General features: G+C 61.6%; 8 protein-coding genes and 2 pseudogenes. 5 read left to right on the forward strand and 5 right to left on the reverse strand.

The window, feature by feature from the left end; translation table 11 throughout:
* The first annotated feature begins 386 nt into the window (after positions 1-386).
* The 4 genes and pseudogenes from I6F28_RS26490 to I6F28_RS26505 form a co-directional block, all read left to right on the forward strand.
* Positions 387-773, forward strand: coding sequence for a hypothetical protein (locus I6F28_RS26490; protein WP_225130090.1), 387 nt, complete (start codon positions 387-389; stop codon positions 771-773).
* Entirely contained in the window at positions 770-1,405 is a 636-nt protein-coding gene (locus tag I6F28_RS26495) for a DUF6036 family nucleotidyltransferase (protein ID WP_225130089.1), read from the forward strand. Before I6F28_RS26490 ends, I6F28_RS26495 begins: the two co-directional genes overlap by 4 nt.
* A gap of 472 nt (positions 1,406-1,877) precedes the next feature.
* A pseudogene (locus I6F28_RS26500) lies at positions 1,878-2,469 on the forward strand (DUF6088 family protein).
* Positions 2,459-2,674: pseudogene (locus I6F28_RS26505) on the forward strand (nucleotidyl transferase AbiEii/AbiGii toxin family protein); the annotation flags it as partial. The pseudogenes I6F28_RS26500 and I6F28_RS26505, both read left to right, overlap by 11 nt.
* Before the next feature lie 79 nt (positions 2,675-2,753).
* Here the strand turns inward: I6F28_RS26505 and I6F28_RS26510 are convergent.
* The 5 genes from I6F28_RS26510 to I6F28_RS26530 form a co-directional block, all read right to left on the reverse strand.
* Complete coding sequence (locus I6F28_RS26510; RefSeq protein WP_225130087.1) at positions 2,754-3,065, reverse strand: hypothetical protein; 312 nt, start codon at positions 3,063-3,065, stop codon at positions 2,754-2,756.
* A gap of 73 nt (positions 3,066-3,138) precedes the next feature.
* Complete coding sequence (locus I6F28_RS26515; RefSeq protein ID WP_225130085.1) at positions 3,139-3,786, reverse strand: hypothetical protein; 648 nt, start codon at positions 3,784-3,786, stop codon at positions 3,139-3,141.
* Between the two features lie 23 nt (positions 3,787-3,809).
* Positions 3,810-5,645: a hypothetical protein gene (locus I6F28_RS26520; protein WP_225130083.1), complete on the reverse strand. Its 1,836-nt coding sequence runs from the start codon at positions 5,643-5,645 to the stop codon at positions 3,810-3,812.
* An 83-nt stretch (positions 5,646-5,728) separates the two neighbouring features.
* Complete coding sequence (locus I6F28_RS26525) at positions 5,729-12,391, reverse strand: hypothetical protein (RefSeq protein WP_225141941.1); 6,663 nt, start codon at positions 12,389-12,391, stop codon at positions 5,729-5,731.
* Positions 12,392-12,418: 27 nt separating this feature from the next.
* Complete coding sequence (locus tag I6F28_RS26530; protein WP_225141943.1) at positions 12,419-19,531, reverse strand: methyl-accepting chemotaxis protein; 7,113 nt, start codon at positions 19,529-19,531, stop codon at positions 12,419-12,421.
* Between the two features lie 156 nt (positions 19,532-19,687).
* On the opposite strand from I6F28_RS26530, the gene I6F28_RS26535 reads away from it, so the two are divergent.
* Positions 19,688-21,493, forward strand: coding sequence for a S8 family serine peptidase (locus tag I6F28_RS26535; protein ID WP_225141945.1), 1,806 nt, complete (start codon positions 19,688-19,690; stop codon positions 21,491-21,493).
* Positions 21,494-21,524: the final 31 nt, after the last annotated feature.

The following is a 21,524-nucleotide window of genomic DNA, read 5'->3' on the forward strand; positions in this document are numbered from 1 at the left end:
GGGGGTGGTTCCAGGGGCGGCAGCACAGCCACGCCGTGGCGTTTGGCGGGGCTGGTTGCAGGCCTGGATGAGCAGGATGGGAATGCCAAGAAATGCTGGGGGCGCCGCCGAGGTATCGGCCATTAGCCGTTGTGGAACAGGCTGCATAATGAATAACATATTGATTTCGCTTGCTATTTTCTACAAAACCTTGGAGGGGTGCTTGCGGGTCGGTCCGTTAATCTTGGCTCTCGTTCGAGCTGTCCGCCCCGTTGCCCGGGCTTATGGGAACTGCTAACTTGAACGGATAGGGAACATACCCCGTCCAAGGGGATTGGTGAGTAGCTGGATTTTTAAGGGTAGATGCCCTATTTTCCGTCCTGAGAAGTAGGTACTGGTCGAGAGCCATGAGCGTCCGGATCAACCGGGAATACGTGAACGACACCGCGAAGCTGATCATGCATCGGCTTATCGCGCGGCAGATCGGTCGCGACCCGTCGCTGGTCGAAAGGGCCAAGGATTCTTTGGCCCATAACTCGCAACGTTTCGAAGGCTACACTTTCGTTCGCGAGTGGTCGGACATGCTCGGCTTTCCTCCATCTACGGTACGCCGCCGTCTGACGAGCCGCGACGAAGAGATGACGCGTTTGCGTCTGTCCTCACCTTTCGTTTTGGCGGAAGGTATCAATTTTGAGGACGACACTCTGCGCCGTCGTATCTGGAAGGCGGCGAAGCGGATTGCAGAGAGATCTGCGATCCATCAGACCGCGGCACTTCCGCGGATGGCGGCGTGACACAAAACTCGTTTGTTCGAACTATTGAAGATCTTGTCGAGACAGTCAGGGTGATCGCCCGGCTGTTTAAAACCGACAAGGTCTTCATCATTGGCAGCCAGAGCATCTTGCTTTCATGGCCTGATGCGCCCGTCGTCCTGCGCACTTCTGGTGAGATCGACGCCTATCCGGAAAACGCGAAAATATGGGAAATCCAGCAGAAGGAGCTGGATCCCGAAGATGATCCCGAGGCCTCAGAAGAGATCAATGCTCTCTACGGCGAGGGCTCTACATTCCATCGGGAGCACGGCTTCTATATCGACGGTGTCGACGAGAATACCGCACGGCTTCCTGGGGATTGGAATAAACGCGCGATTACCAAAACTGTCGATGTTGACGACAGGAAGGTTCTTGCCGTCGCACCATGTCCTGAAGACATTATTGTATCCAAGCTCGCTCGCTTGTCGGAAAAGGACAAGGAGTTCGTGGAGGGTTACCATAAGGCGCGGCCATTCAATCGCGATCTCGTCGTTGAGCGTATCAAGGCGACAAAGCTGGAGGCCGAACTTCAGGAACGAGCCATAAGCTTCGTACGCGGCCTTCCGGACGAGCCCAAAGCAGACGCTGCAGCAAGCAATTCGCCGGGATCCTAGCGGCCGTGGCTGCGATCCTACATGTTGCGGCAAACCTCTCGGCTGCGTCTAACGATCCTCGCGCAAGGGCTGAGGAGCTCCTCGCCGGGCACTCGCTGAAGCGGCCCGGCGGCAAGCCGCCGCCGCTATCACTGCCGCGTCAGACGGGTGCCACAAGAGTCCGGTCTTGTCGCTGCACTCGGCCCGCGTGTCCCTCCGCTTTCGCCGAGGGTCGCTATGCTCACGCGGCCCGGGTGCCATTTCGCTGCGGCGATGCGCTGCGCGCACGACGACCAGTTATGGGATGTCAGGTGTTGACCCGCTTGCGGTTCATCTTTGCGGCGCGCTCTTCTTCTGGGTAATTCTCGCGAAAATGCGATCGCGCTCGATGCGCCGGAAGGGAAGAGGCAGGAAATCGTCCTGCTGGAAAAAGAGAGATCTAATAAATTTGTGTCAGAAGTTCTCTTATATTTCTGACACCGGAGCGTGAGCCATGACCCACCTGAGCACCCGGATTTTGGAAGCCACCAAAGAATTGCCCGAAGGCGCGCCGATCGCTGCCAAGGCGCTTTTGCATCTTGGAAAGCGTGCCGCCGTCGATCAAGCTCTGTCGCGTCTTCGAGCGAGGAAGACTTCTGCGCGCGAGACGAGGGATATATTTGCGTCCAGTTGAAAGCCGTTTCGGAATTAGAGCCCCGTCAGTCGAGAAAGTCGTCGAGGAAATCAAGGTTCGCAGCGGCGAAATCATCGTTTCCAGCGGCGCGGTGGCGGCCAATCATCTTGGTTTGACGACGCAAGTACCTGTCCGTCAGGTTTATCTGACCTCTGGTCCTTCCCGCAGGCTCCGCCTTGGTAAGCAAGTCGTGGAGCTCAGGCATGCACCGCGTTGGCAGCTTGCCCTGGCGAACCGACGTGCAGGTGATGTAGTGCGTGCGCTTGCCTGGGTGGGACCACAGACGGCAGAACGAGCGTTGAGATCCGTCAGTCAGAAATTGACCCTGACCGAACTGAAGGAGCTGAAGTCCGCTGCTTCTTCCTTTCCGACTTGGCTTGCCAAGCCGGTAAGCGAACTCCGTGTCGGATAGAGTTCTAAACCTGGCTGGCGCCGAGCGCCAAGAGGCGCTCGGCGTTGCCGCGTCCAACTCAGGTCGTCCGGCACATCTTACTCGAAAAGGATGTCTGGGTTGTCTGGTGCCTGAACGCACTCTTTTCTCGCCTTTGGGCGAACATCTTGTCTTCAAAGGCGAAACTTCGCTATCAAAGGCTTACGGTGCGATCCGCCGTTTTTCGACATTCGGACGATAACCTTTCGAGGCAAGCGCCTGAGCGGGAGGTCAGCCTAGGCCGTCGAGACGCCGGCGCGCCGGAGCTACAGGCTATCCACGTGCCAATCGATCGCACGGGCTGTTTCATAGGCGTGCCCCTGACCCCGATCTCCCATCTTCACCGTCGACGGGTCGAGGTTGCGAAAGAAGAACACGACCTTGCCGGCTGTGTCGTTTGCATACACGCCCTTGTCGGGGATTGGCTTGGATAGCCACTTGCCCTGTTTCGTCGTCGATACGTTGGTCGCATTCCCAGGTTCGCCGGACTGCCAGGTGCTATCTGCGGCGAATAAATTAATCCAGTACCTATCTGGATCGCCATCAATGGCTTTCCCGCTCAGGCTTATGTTTGGCATTGTTGCTGCTTCTCCTCTAGGTAAATCGTTCTAGGCAATGACGGGAGTGGAGGGCGTGTACGGCGTGCCGTGTTCAGACGTTCTCTTTCGAGGTCGTTTTGCGGGGAAGGAATCCATCTCTTCCGACGGGGCCGGCGCGACCGTAGCGCGCGAAAAGGCGAACGACAGAATTGAACTCATAGGCTCGAATGTACTCCCAAAGCGCGGCACGCCCCTCATTGGAGAGATGATTGATCCTGTCACCGGGTTGCGGGATTTCGCCGAGCAGGACCAGCCAATACGAGAAGAGCTCGCCGAAGCCGATGGTCCCGATAACGTCGTAGCGAATGAGATGTTCGATCCGCTCCAGCCAGAGTAAAAAGTTATCGAAAGCGGAGCGGACGGCCAGATTTTGGTCCGTGAATGTTTTCTTTTCGATTTCTTCAGTTGGCTTCCAGTGGACGGCGAGCGCGGTGGGCAGGTCACGGACGTCGAAGGTCTGGCCCTTCAGCGTGTCTTCCTTCCAAAACTGGGCGTTGCCGTAGTCCAAAAGGCGCATGACGAAACGCACGTCCCCATCTTCGAAGAATTCCTTTGTTTGGTCGGATGCCGCCAGCGCGCGATCGCGCTGCCGGGTCAAGTTCGCCTGCTCACTATTCATCCGATACTGATAGAGGCCGAAGGCAAAACCGGCTGCGGTCAAAGCCAGACCTATCAGTGCTGCTGCATTCGAGTCGGGCATAGCAGGGTCCTCAATGGTGAACGCTAGTGAGCTGTGTCGCCTTTCCCGCTCCCCTTGTAGGCTTTCGTCCCTAGGTAAGTCGCGTGACTGATCAGCAGCACCGACGTGAAGGCACCTCCGGGGTCGGGCAGGCTCTGGATTCCAGTCAGCAGCACGTCTGGTGCGATTCCGCGGAGTTGCTCGACGAGCATCGCGAAATAGCCCAGGACCAGGGTGACGGTGAGCACGACATTCTGCAGCCGGGAAATATCGACGTCGCCCGAGTCGGCCACGTGTTCACCCACGAAGACGTCGGCAAGAGACGCCATCGTCGGGTCCGAACGGACTTCGACGGCCGAAGAGTCACTCGACCCCGTCAGCAGGCCACGATCGGACTGGTCGTTACTGTTCTTTGGCCTCCCACCGATCGTCGTGATCTGATCCGACGGCGAGCCGGCCATTCCGAATGCCTTCGTATTCAGGATTAACGCGGAGATCATCGGTGAGGCAAAGGCGATCCCGAGTGCGGCGGCGATGGATGCCGGGACCTGTGGGAACGTACCTGGTCCGCCAAGGCCAACATTGAAAAGCGCCGCGGTGGCGAAGCCGCCAAGTGCAACGATGGTCCAGAGCGTCACCTGCGCCCGCGCCAGGGATACGCGGTTACGCTCGTCGACCCAGATGCCGACCATGCGCCCCTTGGTCCCCAGGCCGAGCGCGATGGCGAGTCCGGCAATACCGAGGGTCATCGCCAGAAATTGCACGATGATCGACCGCGTGCCGGGAGTGTCTCGCAGTCCGAGAAGCGCATTCGCGATGCCGGACCAAATGGACGTATTCGGCGTGACCGCGATAATGCCGGCATCGACTGCGCTACGCACCACAAGTTCGCACGACAACGTCGCGTCCGTTGCGGCCGCGCCATCTGTTTCTGGCGGCTTCTTCGACGGTGAAGCAGCATTTGTGTCCGGCGCGGAAGGCCCATGGTCGAGGCAGCTCCGGATCGTAGCGAGAGCCATTCCGACCTTCGGTCCGTACGGAACGATCGGCTGGGCGGGAGCGGCCGGCGCAGGCGATGGGGCGGCCGGCGGCACTTGAGCGGCCGGTGGGGCGGCCGGCGGAGGCGCGGCAGGGGCAACTGCGGCTGGCTTCACGTACTTGCCGCCGGCATCAAGGAAGCTGCAAACGCTCCGCTTCCAGTTGGGAAGCAGAGCTGCATCCGAGATGCAATTGTCGGCCAGCTTGTCGAGCACACGGTACTGGATGTCGAGATTTCGGAGTTGGCTCCCTGCATTGCCGTCGCTCTGTCCCGACCATATGGCCGAGATGCCACCGAAAACGAAGATCAAGGCCGCGATCGAACCGAGCCACCATGCGGCTATCCTCACCGGCTTGGGAACGCTCCATGATCGCGGCGCCAGGCCAGTTAGGCTATACGACGAGGTGAGGCCAAGTTTGCCGGGAGCCTCTTCGCTCGTTCCATAGAGGCGGTACGTCAGGCCTGATTTGTCCTCGAATTCGAGGCCCTCGGTTGTGCCGGTCTTGTAGATCCAGTCGGGCGGCGTGCCGACGTCCTTCGATGGCGCGCCATTTCGGTCGATCTGCCAGAGCGTTGCTTGCTTGGGCAATGCGACGGCACCGTCGTAGCGGTTCTGCGAGATCTTTTCGGCAACGGCCTTCATGATCGTGTAGTTCGCCGCTTCGTCGGCAGACAGCATGTTGCCGGCGATTTTCATTTGATCCTGAAGCCCGTTCCAGCGCGCAGTTACTGCAATGCCGGCGACGACCGACCAGAGGCGTTCCAACGATTTTGCTGAGTCCGTTCCCTTTGCGGTCAATCCGCTCGTTTCTCCCAAAATAATTTTGGCGAGCCTTTCCACGTCCCCCTCAACCATTTGGTCCCCCGATGATGAGCATTCTGCCACTAGTCTCGTAAGTCACGATTGACGAATGCCTGGACGCGTCACACGTGCTTCCACGGAATCGGCATCGACATTCCGAGCACCATTCCTTTGGCGTCCGGAGGATTCATGTCGAGGTCTCCTTCGATCGTTTCGTACTGAAAGAAATCCAACGGAAACGACGGCGCGGTCTCGAGATAGCCGCCCATCGCGCGCGTCTTTGGACGCAGAATGCGCAGGAAGCGGATCTGCCCGCCATCGCCGAGCTTTGGCCCCTCGTTCGGATCCTCGAATGTTGGCCAGTCTGGTTTGACGAGGTTCAGCGATGTGGACGTCCCGTCCCAGAGCTTGACCGCGACCGGGCGCTCCCGAACGCGATCGAGCGCATCGTGGATGTTGCGTGTCAGCACCAGCACGAGGACTTCCTCGAGCTCTCCCGCCTGCTGATCCGCCGCTGGCGCGAGCGATTGCAGTTTCTGCAACGGTCCTTGCGCCGTGGGCTTGCGCTCGATTGAGACTATGGTCCCCGTCACCGAGGCGATGAGATCATCCGTCGACACCGTCGACGCAACTCCGTCGATGACGGCGTCGAACAGAGACATGGGCTCGGCAAACTGCCACCACAGCGATGGTGTAAACGTAGAAAGCCTTGCCGGCGAAACGGCCGCCTGAGCTCCCGTCGCCTTCATGACCATCGTGAGGGGCTGATTGATGGGAACCTCGATTGCACTGGTCAGCGGCAGGCACGCCACCGATAGCCAGCGATTTTCGCTCGGTGACAGAATCTCATCCGTCGTATCGCGTGCGATTCGGGCGCGCACCGCGATGTCACCGGCCGGCTTGTACGTTTCGCCTTTCTCCGGTTTGTCCCGGGCCGACACGATCAGACGTAACCGCACGTCGCCGCCGGCCGGGACGTCCAGCGTCCAGGTGCCGGCATCGCCTAACTGCGTGAAGAATTGGAAAGCAATGCTCCGTTTTGCGCCGTCGTCCTTCACGCTGAATGTGATACGAACGAACTCGCTGTCGCTGTCGTCAGTGAATTGAAACCGGATCGCCGAGCCGTCCAGGTCTTCCGTGCTGGCAATGTCGATCGCGAGCCCTTCGTGCTCGGCGGGGAAGATGCCCTTGCCGACGACGTCCTTGAGGTCTTTGAAGTCTTCCGGCGCAAAGTCCCGCATAATCTTGCGGCTGTTGGACAGCCGGAAGCGGTTGGACCCATCGTTCATCGCCAGAAGGCGCGGTTCGCAATAGAATTTATTGTACGATGCTGGAGCCAGGCCCTGGCCGGTGAGGGCGGTCGCAGGGTCGATGCTCTCCGGAGCCTCGAAACGACGAAACTTCAGTTTCACGAACGACCAGGGAACAATGTCGGGTTTGACGGGTGTAATCATTAAACCGGCGTGATCGAAACGCCCGGCCTCTGTTGCGAGGTCGAAAGTGTAGCCGATGGGGCCGTCGATACGCAGCGGTATGATCGCGCCGCCGGAGCCGGTTGCGCTCCGGATCGAGTCCGGGCCGTGCTCCTGCCAGTATTTGAGGGCATCTGTCGGCCCGTCGGTGCCGGCGTCGATATTGCGTTGGAGGGCGGCTCGTTCCGCAACCAATCTGTCGAGCGCTTCTCCGGTCGGCGGAGCGGTGCCGTCCGATGGATTCAAAAGCTTATCGATCGTCGCGACACGCGTTTTTCGTTCGGCTCGTGTCATCGGATGCCGGGCCATTTCGACCATGGCGTCGATGCCATCTCCGACATGGAAATTCGGATAGAGCGGTTCGTTAAACAAGGCCAGGAGCGGAGGAACGGTTCCCCACGCCATGGCGCGTTCGGTCAGTGGCAGAACGATCGCCAGACCCGGACGTTTGGGACGACGGTCGTTGGAACGATCGGCCAGCACCTTGTTCTGCCAGATCGCGCTGCCGTTGGGCCCCCGATGACTGGAGCGCATGAATTCCGGCCGTCCAGGCCGCATAGCCTTGTAGCGGCTTACGATGCGAAGACCGAAGCGCCACAAATTCATGCCGCCACGCCAGTCGAGGCTCTTGTCGAACAGGCGCGGAATGGGGTTGCTTGGGGCAGGATCGCTGCGCCGCCTCAATCCGCCATAGACATGGGCACGCTCGATGCGACGTTCGAAGATTTCGCCAACGTCATCGTTGCGACGGTCCGAGAACGATGTGTCGAACAGCTCCCGATACCGGGGTTGGTCGATTGCCTCAGCTCCGGTCGTGGCCAACCGGTACCATTGGTCGTCCTGCGGCCTGCCGCGCCAGCTCCAGCGTTGCGATTCGAGCGCAGCGAGATGGCAATAGCGCAAAGCCGGATACGTCGACGTTCTTCCTGTGAACGCCGCCGTCAATGAAATCCATGCCTGCTCGGCATATTCGGGGGCGCGGCGCAGGTCGATGTTCAGCGGCTGTGTTCCCAAGATCTCGGGCACGGCTTCGGTCGCAACTTCGAGCGTCAGCACCAGGGGGCCCGCCAGCCGCATCTTCGCGTCGATCGGACAGTGTCTGAGCGTGGCCTTAACGGCGGCCGAAAGCCGCTGGTCGCGCGTGAAAGGGCAAAGCTTGTCTTGCTTGTCCGGCAATCCTGCATAGACGCGCAACTCGTAGATACGACCCGGCAAGAGTGTGGCAGTATCGCCGGTCAGACCTTCCCGCCCGTTTGGATCGACCTTGATGGTCATGGACGGCATCGGCGCGACATGGCGACGGCCAGAGCCATCGAAGCCGAGCACGTCCTCGAGGGAGGTCCAGGCAGCTCCGACTGCTGCCATCTTGAACTTCCGAAAAGTTGGAAAGATGCATACCAGTTCACCGTACAACTGTGTCACGGCCGGATCATCGAGGGACCGATCGTCCTTGGTCTTGTTTGGGCTCGTTGCTACGCCGAGCGCGGCGTCGAGCGCCTTGGCAACGACCGGTCGGTTGGCCACAACTCGATCGTCGAACAGGGGAGGGTTGACCCATCGCCCGTAAGTACCAAATTCCACCGTCGGTCGTTGCAATCGGATCGTCATCTGGCGAGCGCCCGTCGCGGCGCCGACCTGGATGCCGTCGAGCACGTAGGTCGCGCGCATCTGATGGCCCGATTCCGGCGCAATTCGCGGCTTACCGACAGCGACGCTTGCGAAGTTTCCCGTACTGTCGAGCTGACTGACGATCGGTGTGACGATCGGGGGTTCGATGTCGACGTCCTTGTCCGTCGCGATAATGATCAGGACGTCTCGCCATTGCGCGATGTCGCTGGCGGGCAGCTGCAAGTCTTGCGTTGCCGCCGCAAAATCAAACTCATCCTCGGCCCATTCGGGCTCGTCAACTCCCGCGGCGATCGTCGTTACGGTCGTGAACGCTTCGACCCGGATCGCTCCGCTTCTGCCAACGTCGTGCGTCAATGTCAGCAGGTCGGTGATGGCTTCGCTCGGCCCCGAGCGGCCCCGGAACGTGATGGACAGCTTACGCGCTTCGTTTGTTTCAGGCCACTCCATGCGGCCGATGTCGATCCGCAAACCCGGGTCGGGACCGGCGCGGACTTCGAGGACGCCGGCACGTCCTTGCCGATCGAGGAAGAAACGTCCTTGCACATCGCCTCCGATGGTCACGGGGGCTGGCCGTATCGGTAGTTCACCGGCGAGCGGCACGACGCCGTCGGGAATCGCTTTGGATCGGTCGCCCGCAAGCCTTGGCGCGCCGATTGGACGTGTTCGTCGGTAGAGCGCTGACCGACGCACCGCATCCGTGTTTGTTGCGATCTTGACCTGTCCCTTGAGCGGCCCGATCGTTTCAATCGGCCGGATCGTCAATGGATCATTGGGATCATTCCGCAAGATCGGAGGTAGGGTCCCGCCGTGACCGATGACGTATGGGACGACGTGGAAGGCATAGCCGAATGATAGCGCGAACAGGCGATAGTCGGTGGCGCCATCGCCCGTGGTCGGCGGAAAGCGATAGGCTTCGATGCGGCGCGCGTACGAGGATGGAACGTTGTCTAGCGCGGCATCGGTGGCCATCTCGGCCACCGGCGAGCGATTGTCGTATGAAAGCAAGGCAGCGCGTATGCCGCCGATCTCTCCGACCTGCAGCGGGACCGGATCGACGATAGCTCCGCCGGCCCAGGCAAGATTACGGACCATCACCGCATTGGCTTCACTGAGCGCAGCTCGCGCCGAACCTTGCGACGAAGTGTCGGGGGCATGCAGCGTGGCAACGTTGAGGCTACGCCACGCTTGGATCGGATCGCTCAAGGTGTCGGTACGGGCCATCAGGGCTCCCACACCAGACAGCCGGGTCCAAAGGTCGGCGGCACCGGCAATGCTCTGGAGCTGGTCGAAGCGGAAAACCAGTGGAGGCGAATCGACGGTGAGGCGGCGGCTGGAATCATCGCCGCCTCCTGACTCGTCTGTGGCTGATGGCACGAGGCGGCCGGCGAGACGAACGGCATCGCGGCGAGCGGCCTCGACGACGGCTTTCAGCAAATTGGCAAGTTTCTCCTCATCACTCCCGGGATTGGCAGCCGCGAGTCCCGCGTCGGTGAGTGCTGCACCGATGATCAGATCATACAATGACGCGGCGGGACGGCTGCCGTCGGCACGCTCGGCGCCGACGAGGGCGGCAACGCTGGCTATCAGCCGCTCGTCGAGTGGAAGCTCCGCAGCCGCATCTTGCTCGTTCTGGGGCTGGGGCGCGTCCCATGTCAATCGTCCGGCCGTCAGTCCAGGAATGTACGGCCCGATCACGGCCAATGCGAGATCGGCGCGAAGGCCGGGTCCGGTCGTGATGCGGTCCAACGCGGTACGTAGCGGCGTTGCAGTCGCGTCGGGCATGACGATGGCAACGTCCGGAATGTCTGAAACCTCTGCCTTCATCGACAGATAGAAGGCTGCCCCGAGCAGACGGTCGGCCGGCACAGGCGTGGAACCGCCGGCCGATAGCGTGACGGTGACCGCCGCATTTGCGTCAGGTCGGATGATCGCGATCTCGACGCGGATCGTCGCTCCACGCGCGAGCGTCGTTGCGATGACGGAGGCGCCATCCTGAAAAATGGCAACGTCCAACGTGGCAGACGCCGCCGTCCCGGCGATACGAATTTCGGGTGGGATCGGGCGACCTGGTGCCGTCAGGAACGCGACGACTAGCTTGAAATCGCCTGCAGGTGGCGTGAGAGCGAGATCGAACGCCACTTTCGTCGGTGCCGCCGGCGCGATGGGGGCCGCGGAAGCGGCTGGCCCGAGATCCAGCACGGCGCCCGAAACTGGTTGGGTGGCTCCAGGGCCGAACGCTTGAGCGTCGGGGGGAAAAGTCAATGTCCGTGCGCCGATCACGCGAGGCGCAGCGATCAGCAGCGGATGAGGACCGTCGGACGAAAGATCCGGTCCGCCGAGCCAATTGCGTGCCACGAACTTCCGCAGGCCATCGTCTGACTCGATGCTCTCGATTTCGGGGGCGATGGCCGAGCCCGGCGGATCGAGCGGCAAGCCGAGCAGCCCCTTCAACCTGCGTGAATTGATGGAAGCAAAGCGGGCGCGGCGCGGATTGTTGCTGACGCTTCCGGGGTCACGTTCGGCGGCGCCCAGGATCAGGGCCGCTGTGAGATTCCAGAAGTCGGCTTGGCGGAGGGAGAGGCCTTCCAGTATCGAGAAGCCGGGTGGCAGCGCAATCGCGGAAGCGGCGCTGCGCCTGCCCACGACCCACCATGAAATCGAATCAAGCGCCACGAGAAACTTTGGCGTCGGTTGTGAGGCGAGATCCCGGGCAAGCGCGCGTCGCAGCTCGTCGCCGCCCGCCACCTTCGTGATTTCGCTCGTCACGGTGGCATCCAGCACGCCGAACACACGGGCCCACGGATCAACGACTTCGGCGATCCGTCGTGAGAGGGAGGCGGCCCAGTCCTCATCGGTCAAGCCGTGCCCGACGGCTGGCCTCTTGATCAGCATGGTCTCCATGTCGATGAGCCGCTGGGGATCGCCGGACGGACTGAGATCATCCCATGACAAGCTCGGTCGCATGTCGACGGACCCGTCCGCGAACATGGGCGCGGAACCAGGACCAGGCGTAGGTACAAGGTCGACGCGACAGAAGTCGCCGTTTTGATCCGACATCACGGTGGGACCGGCCGGATCGAGCGTGTAGGTACCGCCGCCGGTCGGACCGAACAACGGTGCCGCGATGAAAGTGGTGCTCTTGTCAGGCGCGGGGTCGATCGTGAATACGGTGAACACCTTGTTGGCAACCGGAACCGGGTTCGGCAATCCCGTCAAGCTTTCGACAAGCCCAAACACCGTGCGCCCAGTCACCTCTGCCGTACCCGCCGGCATGCACAGGGCAGCTTCGAGGCCACTCGTGTTGACGATCGAGGTGATTTCCTCCTCGAGCCGGCGGTGAAAGCGCCTGCTTCCGTCGGCGCCGGGAAGATCGAAATCCGCCGGCGCGTTGGCGGCCGCCGTGACGATGGTTCCGGCATCCAGATCCTGGATGGTAGGAACTCCGGTCACGTCGACGATGCGCCAGAATCGCCAGGCGGTGACGTCGTGCGGATTCCAGGTCCCGCTGCCATCCGCCAGGCGCCACTTCCAGGGCAGGATCTCACCGATCGCGTCCGTCAGAAGCGCTCCGTCGGATCCATCGATGACGGCGCTTACCCGTAGCGAGATCTGAGCCTTGTTGCTCACGTCTGGCAGACGATCCGCCTGGACCTTTATTCTGAGATTGCGCGGATCGGAAGCCATCGACGAACGGTCCTTGGTACGACAAAATCAAGCGTAAGAATCGGAATAGCCTTCAGACTGCTTCTTCTCGCCGGCGAATTGATATTCGACGTGCTGGGAGACACGCAGCGTGTAGAAGACGCTGATCTTGAAACTGAGCCGGAGCGTTCCGGACCCGATCATCAGCGCGCCGTCGTAGGTGACCTCCAGCAACAACGAAATGGCCGCCGTGATCAGGCCTGCGACGTCGACGTTGCCGCGCGCGAGTATGAAGACTGAAATTGCAGTGGTGTTGCCACCGGCGCCGGTCGACCACGTCATCGTTATTGAGCAGCCGACCTGAAGCCAGACGCCACCCGAGACGACGCCAAAGTTGAAGCCTAGTCCAACGCCGGCGACGATACCTACCTCGAGCGAATAGGTCAGGATCGGGTGAGGTTTGGCGACCGGGAGGAACGATAGCCGCTGCGTCAGGAATCCGCCGCCGTTCAGGATCCAGACGCTCAGCGTGAATGGCATTGTCTTGGTGGCGACCGACAGTTCGCACATCAACTCGAACTGAGGAACCGCGGCGATGCCGAACAGAATGTGCAACGAAAGGTTCGAGATTCCGAACACGCCGAGCTGCAGGTCCGGCAGGTCGATGTCGAGCGTGGCGGCGATGCCGGCGGGCACTCCGCCGCGCATCAGCGGTTCAATGACCAGCCCGTCCCCCTCGCCGGAAGCGGCGAGAAAATCAGTCAGGAACGCGAGCGCGTCGGCGAGTTCTACCCGTTCCGGGTCGATCTTGAAATCGATCTTGCCGGAGTCGTCGAAATACAAGCCAGTCTGACGGAAGGTGAGGATGTCCTGTCCGCCGGTCACGACTCTCCAGTCGCCGAAGATGCGGCCATTGAATGTCTTTTGGGTCCCGTCGCGGCCCACTGACATCCGCGCCTTGGCATTGAACTTGGCTTCGTCGACGACGATCTCAACGGGGCCGAACGACAGGAGGGGCGCGGGCTCGGTGAAGGGGACGTCGATGTCGGTCTGAAGCCAGGCGCGCATCTGGACGTTGTCGAAACCGTGCTGAACCTTGATGGCCTTGGAGTCGTCAAGATCCGGGAAGGCAAATCTTTGAAGCAGGCCGCGGAAATCGATACCGCCCATATTCGGTATGAGATCCGCGACGGACAATTGCTTCAGTTTGTCGGGAATGAACTGCTCGGCAACGCCGCTCGAGGGCAGCCGCACGCCGAACGACTGAAGCATGTCACCGACCGCCTTGCCGGCCTTATCGGCCGCCGCAAGCGTATCCGAAACCCGGTTGACCAGCGCAATCGCCGGGGTCATGTCGACGACCTTGTTGGCCTCGGCGAGCACGTAGGCGACTTCTGGTCGATTGAAGCCGAGCCGATCCGTTTTTGGAGGGTCGCCGACGGCACGAAGGAGCCGTAAGGTATCGCTGCCTTCCTGATAGAGCCGATTGGCCTGATCGGCTAATTTTACTGGATCCGTTCCCAGCGCATCGCGCAAAGTCTCCTGGACCGCGCCGGAGATCTGTCGTGCACGATTTTCGACCTCGCGCGTGACGCGTTCGGCTTCTTCCGCGGCACGCCGCTTCAGGTCTTCGATGGACCCCTGGGCATCGTTGATGGCTTGCTTTACCGCATCGTCCAACCGTTTCTTGTACCCGTCGACGTCGAGGGCGTTCTGCAGCCAATCGGCGACCTTCTGCGCGTCCTTCCGTATCTCTCCTATAAAATTGTCGAATACCGCGCAGGCATCCTTGAGTTCCTTCCCCACGTCAACGATCGCGGCGGTGATGCCGGCAGCGAGCGCGTCGAGTGTCTTCCGTAGAACGGTTGCGACAATTTCGCCCTGCGCAACCACGGCCTTCTCGATCAACCCGCTGGTGTCAGCTATCGCCGTCACCGCCCGATGGATAGCGCCGGTGGAATCGGCATCGTCGTCGGGATCTTCGGGAGCCGAGAGGGCAATGATCGCATCGGCTATCCGATCGAAGATGCTGGTTGCCTCGGCAAGGCCCGCGTCGATCGTGTCTTCGAGAAACACGACGAGGCCGCGCGCGGCATTCTGCGCCTCGGCGATGATTTGATCGAGTTTGGTGGCGAGCGCTTGGAGTGATCCGCCGGCGGTGCCGAGACGGGCTTTCAATGCGTCCTCAAACTGCTTGAGCGACGCCTCGTAGGAGGCGAGAGCCGTCCTCACGTCGTCACTGATCGCAGCACCGACGTGAGTAAGACCATCGGCGAGCGTGATTGCCTGTCCCAACGTGTCGTGGATGGCCGGCAGGATGCGGCGCGCTGCCATGAGCGCTGCCGTATCGTCGATATGCGAAAGTTCAGTGTCGATTTGCTGCGCTTGCTTGCGAAGCTCGTCAAGCGTCGCGCGTGCGGACGCCGCGATCAAATCGTTGACCACCGTTGCCGCGCCGACGTCGTCCTTCAGCGTCTTGAACGTATCGTGGATCTTGCCGAGTGCGGCCGGAATTGCCACGTCTTGCGCTTCACCGAGTGAGGCGCCGGCTACTGCCTTAATGGCCTCGAGATCCGCCGTCACCCGCTTTGACAGCAGCTCGATGTCCGCTCTCCTTTCGTCCGCGATGGTGGCGATCCGGTTCTGCAGTCCTGACAGCTTATCGATCAGGTCGGCGCGTTCATCCGGCGATAGCCATGCATCCTCGCTGTCGAGGAACACGCTCACGTCGCGAACGATGCCAGCGATGTTGCGGATCGGCCTCAGGCCCCCATCAAGTGTGGAATCGATCGCCTCGCCGGCGATCTTACGCAGACGTTCGACCTGTCCTTGGGCAGCATCGTTCAGGCGGTCTGCGAGCGAGGCGCAGGGCGATTTTGGGTCGATCTTGCTCAGATCGATTGACTTGAGCGAGTTCTTGACATCGGAAGTCGCGGCCCTGAGATCGCCGACGAAACTCGGATGGCTGAGTGCGGCGCCGATGGCTGCGACGGCGTCGTTTTTGACATCGGTGAGAGGCTTCTCGGGGTCCAGTTTCTCGAGGACGCCGAGCGCTTGGCCGACTTTGGCATCGATGGCCGCCCGCAGGTCGGAACTGTGTTGCGTCAGTGACTGCCCGAAAGTCGTCAGTGGGCTTGGGGCGCCGACAGCGGTCAGTGGTGCGGCGCGGGCGATTGTTATGTTCTTGAGTATCGTGCCGGGGCCGCTCGGAGCCCGGCCGTGGGTGAGGACAGCCGGCTCCTTCGCACGGACCAGGCCGATGGTCATCCGCTCGAAACCAGGTGCGTGCGCCGGCTCTGACGGCATCATGGCGTCGGTGAGATTGGCGCTGTTGGGCTTCATGCGGCCCGCGGCCGGTGGCGGTAGATCGATGAAATCGATATCGCGCACCGATCGCCATGCATCGGTGTCGTCGCCGCTTTCGCCGTCGACCACGGAAGTGTAGAAGACGAGCTTTTCCGGCTCGTCGACCTCGACGGAAATTTCGCCGCCGCCTTCTCCCGCCAGCAGGAAACGAATCTGCGGCTTCGGATAGATCAGCGAGGGATCGTCTGGATTGATCGGGGGATCGCCTAGCCTGGTTGGGGCCAACACCGGCGGGAGGCTCGCGAAGGCCTTGTTCCACAGAGGCACTTGCCAGCCTTCGCGGCGCACATCGCCGCCCCAGCGGCTATCGACACGGATTTTGCCCGACTTGAACTCCACGCCGACGAGAAATCCGGCGGCCGCGATCGATTTGCCGTCCTCGGGATAGCGGCGCACCGGCTGCAGCAGCTCGACGTACTCCTCGACCTTGCGAAGGATCGGGCGTCCGGCGTGTTCGTCCTGCAACAGGCCGATCGGGTCGAAATTGAAGAATTGCGCGGAAGGTACGACGGACCGCTCATAGATGATGACGTGTTTGGCTCGATTCCAGAGGCCGCCGATGCGTCCGATGCGCTCGAGCTTGTAACGGTGGACGCGGCCCTGGCCGGTCTCGGTCTCGACAACGGTCTTCTTCTCGTCGAACAGCGCCCGCTGGCCGCCATAGCCGCCGTGCGCGGAGAGGTGGACGCCTTTCGTCGAACCCCCGTCCGCGTCCGGTCGGCTGTAGACCTTCATCAGGATATTGGCGCTCTCGAAAGCCCAGGCGACCCCGCCGGGAAAACTCTCCCGGTCGTCCTGGCTGGTCGAAAACGTCTGCGCGAGCTTCTTGGATTCGATCAGACCACCGGTATCTGCCGGGATTTCGCCTTGTACAGGCCAGCGAAGAGGGGTCGCGGGTCCATGCGCCGGGTCCGATCCTCCGGTGCGTAGCCTGAAACTTACGCCGTCCTCGATCTTCAGCTCGGCATCGGGGCGACCGCTCCATAGCTTGTCGACGGCAAGTCGCCTGCGCTGGGCCCGCAACACGAGGCTCGCGAGTTGAAGATGGCTCTTCAGTGTCGCGCGAGACGCGCTCGCCGTATCGGACACGGGAGATACGGGCGCTCCGATCGTTGCGCCGATCTCGGTGACGAAGGCGTCGGTGCTCTTGTCGGTGGTGCTGATCCGGGTCGTCAAACCGTAGAGCAGCTCGAGCCGAAGCTCCTTCAAGCGGGAGCCCGGCGTCCGCATGGTCGGATAGCCGATGTTACGACGGAGGTTCCAGCCTGGCTCGCGGAAGTTGGTGTCCGCAAAGGTGGGGTCGACCTCGAGGCGTGCGTGCGCACCAAACCGCGCGGCCGCCGGGCGGCCTGGTTCGACATCTTTCGGTGCGCCGGCGATTGCGGTTGCGTTCTTCTCCATCGCCTCGCCGATGACCTGAGGCGGCAGTACCATCCGTACCGCCTCGGAAGGATCAAGCACGCGCCAGGACACGTCACCTTCGTCGCTCCATATCGCGACTTCGTTGCTCTGATCGGTGGCGGCCCGAGCAGGCTCGACATACTCCACGGCGGCGACCCGGAACGGGGTCGGGTCGATCACCAAGGCGAGCCGCTTTGGAGCTGCGCTGGTCGTCGTCATCGATCTGATCGCGCGCAGCGAAAGGGAGACCGACTGATTTTCACCGGGCGCGAGTGATTCCGTGGCGACCAAGGCCTGAATGAGCTTTTCGTCATCGGGTTGCTCGGAGCCGCTGCGGTAGTCCAGTTCGAGCAGGAGCGGCTCGTCAGGGTCATCCGAAATGGGCGTCGGGCGACCGAGCAACTGCCTGCGGATCTGAGGAGGCAGGTCGTCCTGGCCGATTGGCTTAACGCGCTCGATCGGGAATTTAACGACCGCCTGCAATTGCGCATCTGGCAGCTCGTCACCACCGGATCGGGCAAGAAGCCCGGTCAGATCGGCCTTGGTGACCATCGTGAGGTCCGGGGCCTTCAGAAGCGAGAAGCCCAGCGCGCCGAGCGCTATCTCGGAGCCATCGGTGCTTTCGAGCGAGAAGCCAAACTTGATCGTCGGCACCGTGCCGAGATCGTCGGTCTGCGTGATAGCGGGCTGCCATGCCGGCCCGTCCGTGCACGCGCCGGGTTGGACATCGGTGCTCGCGGCGACGAACGGCGCGGAGATGCGCGCCTTGCAGACCGGCGCCGTGCCCTCCGTTGCGATCATACGAGCGAACGTCGCCGTACAGGGCGAGGCGAAGCGCGGATCCTCGTCCGACTTGCCTTTCTCGACGAGCTCGAATGCGGTGACCCCCTGCCACATATCGGGGATGAAGCGCGGCTCGAAGGACAGGAAAGCCGTTTGACGCCGCTTATCGGCCGCATCCTTGACGGTGCCGGTGGTCGGCACGATGACACGGCGCCAGGCGTAATTCTCGCGCAGCAACCCGACTGCGTGCCACGGCATTCCGCGTTCCGACTTGCGTTTGGCCAGCGCGGGCATGACGCTTAGTGGCGTCCCGTCACGGACCTTACGCAGACTGTCATGCTCATCCTCGATGACGACATCGAACGCGTCGATGACGAAGTCGGTTATCTGATCGGGTCGCCGAAGCTTTGGGTCCGATTTAGGGTCGACGTTGAGCGGATCGAGGCGGGCGGCGACGATCCATTGCACCGGTAAGAACGGCTTGAGGCCGCGGGCGCCGATGTCACCGACGCGTTGCTCTTGGGAGAAGCGGACCCGGCCTTTGACCGGCAGGAGCTCGGGTTTGGAAAAGAACCGCTTGAGGATACTGCCGATCTTGCCGCTATAGTTCCAAAGGGTTAGCTCGAAGCGCAGAGCGACACGGATGATGTCGTGGGAGCCCGTGTCCTTGTTGAATTGGTGCTCGACCGCACGAAGCCCGAATTCGCGGCGCGGACGGTTGGGCGGTTGACTGGGAATGCCCTGATCGACCAACAGGGGTATTACGTCGACCTGATCGGTGGAGAGATTGCCGTCATCGGGTTTGACGATCGCGTCGATGAAATCGCTATCTGCATAGCGTAGTGGAACGATGCTGAGCGCGGGTTCTCCACGATCCCATGGACCGATCGTGAGCGCGATCTGGATAAGCCGGCAAAGCGCGCCTCTCGGCGCGGCAGCGATTTTCCACAAGGATTGTGTCGTTGTCGCCTGGACCACATCGAGTCCCACGTGAAAGCGGGTGTCATAGCGGTCGCCTGAGGTGGCGACTTTCGGCCTGATCCAGTGGCCGTTCAATGCGAGGCGAACTTGAAGCCTGATCGCGAGCGCTTTGAAGTTGCCGGGTTTTCCGGTCGCCGGCGTAATGACGAGCTTCGAAACCTGCCATCGCGGCGCCGGCTTGTCGGCCAGCGTGCGGGCCAGGGCGATCGTGTCGAAGCGGGCGAGCGGACCTTCGTCGAAGACGTCCCAGGCCTGCTGCTGCCGCTTGACCGGATCCTTCTCCGCCGCATAGTTGGTCGGCGCGCGATATGCCGTGAACAGAGCGATGCCGCGAAGCTCGATGGCAGATGCTGGCGGGGTTGGGTCTTGATCGTCATCGACGGCGACGTGACCCAGATGCGGGTCGTTCGCGTCGCTGCCGTCGTGATAACGGGCATTCGCCGCGTAGAGCGGGTTCTTCGGGGCGAACGGGTTGTCACGATCCCTGAGAAGGTTTTTGAAGACCGCAAGATCGTAGCAAACGTAGCGCCAGTCGGTTCCGTCCAGATCGTTGGTGCCGATGACGACGGCCTCAAGCGGGCCATCGGACCTGTCTTCCATCGCGCGAATGGCGATAAAGGAAATTCTAGCCGGCCCAGCGACGCCCGCCATGGTCCAATCCCCTAAGGAAAAACGTCGTGCCCGAAAATAGGAAGTCTAGAAATGCGGTCGGACGAAATGGTCCGAGACCCTCTTGCAACTTGCCGTAGAACGCTTGATCGGTCAATATCGAACGTGTCTTACCCTCCACCGATTGCGAGAAACGACATGACGATCATCGATCCGCATCTGCAATGGATGTACGACGACACGCCCGCACACGAGCGGGCGACGACACGGGTGCCGGTCACGTTCGAATGGCATGGCGATCTTGATGAACTTGTGGCCTTGGGAATGCGGCTGCACGCGACGGCCGGCGGCATCATCTCTGCCGAGATGCCCCTGTCGAGCCTGCCCGAGGTCCACCGCCTGGGCATCGAATACATAGAGCTCGCGCGCACGCTATACTCGCCATTCGACGTTAGCCGATCCGACATCAAGGCCGACGTGCTGCAGCCCGTGATCGGAAGCGAAGTGGGGAAGGGGGTGATCATCGGCATCGTCGACACTGGCATCGATTACACGCATGCGAGCTTTCGCAAACCCGATGGCAAGACCCGAATCCTTTCGATCTGGGACCAGCGCCTCGAACCCGTGCCGGCACGACCGGGTCGTCCGCCCCGCTTTCCCTCGGAAGGTTCCCCCGGAAACAACGTTGACGGTACGGCTCGCAGTGGCGTGGAATTCACCGAAACCGCCATAAATGACGCGTTGAGAACGGGTGGACGGCGGCTGCGCACCAAGGACGTGCCCGACGATCCACACGGAAGCCATGTCATGGGAATTGCCGCTGGCAACGGCGCCGTTTCGCCCGGCAGCCCGGCGACAGCTTTCGTCGGAATGGCTCCGGCCGCGGATCTGATCGTTGTCGCCACCAAGTTCAACTTTGCGCTGATACGGCAGGGGATCGAATACATCCAAGAACGAGCGAGAGCGCGCAATTGTCCCTGCGTTATCAATCTCAGTTTGGGCCAACCGCTGGGGGCGCGCGACGGTCGTAGCCTGGATGAAAGGGCGATTGATGCTGCGCTCGGGGCCGAGGGGCGCGCCATCGTCGTCTCGGCCGGCAACGATGGAAACAAGAACAAGCACGTTCGGGGCAGGATCGCGCGCGGCGCCACGGATCGGATCACTTTCCGCATCGATGACAGGCAGATGGCCAAGGAGCTGGACATCGAAATCTGGTACGGTCTGAAGTCGACTGCGGAAAGGTTCGATGTCGTTGTCACCGATCCTTCGGGCGTTTCAATGTCGCTCGCGGCAAGCGGGGGCTCGGTGCGGCGCACGCTCGGCCGCTCGACCGTTAGTCTCGCATCCGCCATTGCCGTTCCTGCCCACAACAAGAACCGGATCAGCATCGCCATTCGTCGCGACGGTCTGCGGATTGCTCCTGGGACATGGTCGATTACCTTGTCGGGTGTCACCCTGGGGACCGGTGCCGACGCTGGCGTTTATCATGGTTATCTGCGTGCCCCGAAAGGACGCAAGGGGATTCCCGCAACCGCGTTCACCTCGTCGCAAACGAGTGCCGCGAGTACCGGTACGATTCCGGCGACCGCGCTCAAGGCCATCTCGGTTGGAGCATACGTTACGAGACCGTCCGCAGATCTGCACAAGCCCGCGGCGTTCTCGAGCCAGGGACCGACGTTGGACGACCGTCAATTTCCCACCCTGTGCGCGCCCGGTCAGTTGATCATTTCGGCGAAGGCCATCAACGCCGAGCCGCACCCGGAGTTCGATGTTGCTGGCAAGCCATTTACGGCCAAGCAGGGTACCAGTATGGCGGCTCCGCATGTTGCCGGCGTGGTTGCGGCGATGCTGCAGGTGAAGCCCACGCTCAAGCAAGATCAGGTCGCCAAGCTACTCGGTGACCACGCCGACGCCCCGCCCGCGCCATTGCCGAACATTTGGGGGCGCGGACGCGTCAATGCGCTGAATTCCGTGACCGCAGCGAAAGCACCGGTAGGAAGCTGATCGCAGCACGAATTTGGCGCGACGGAGCGAA

Source organism: Bradyrhizobium sp. NBAIM14, from assembly GCF_020193895.1.
GTDB classification, from domain to species: Bacteria; Pseudomonadota; Alphaproteobacteria; order Rhizobiales; family Xanthobacteraceae; genus Bradyrhizobium; species Bradyrhizobium yuanmingense.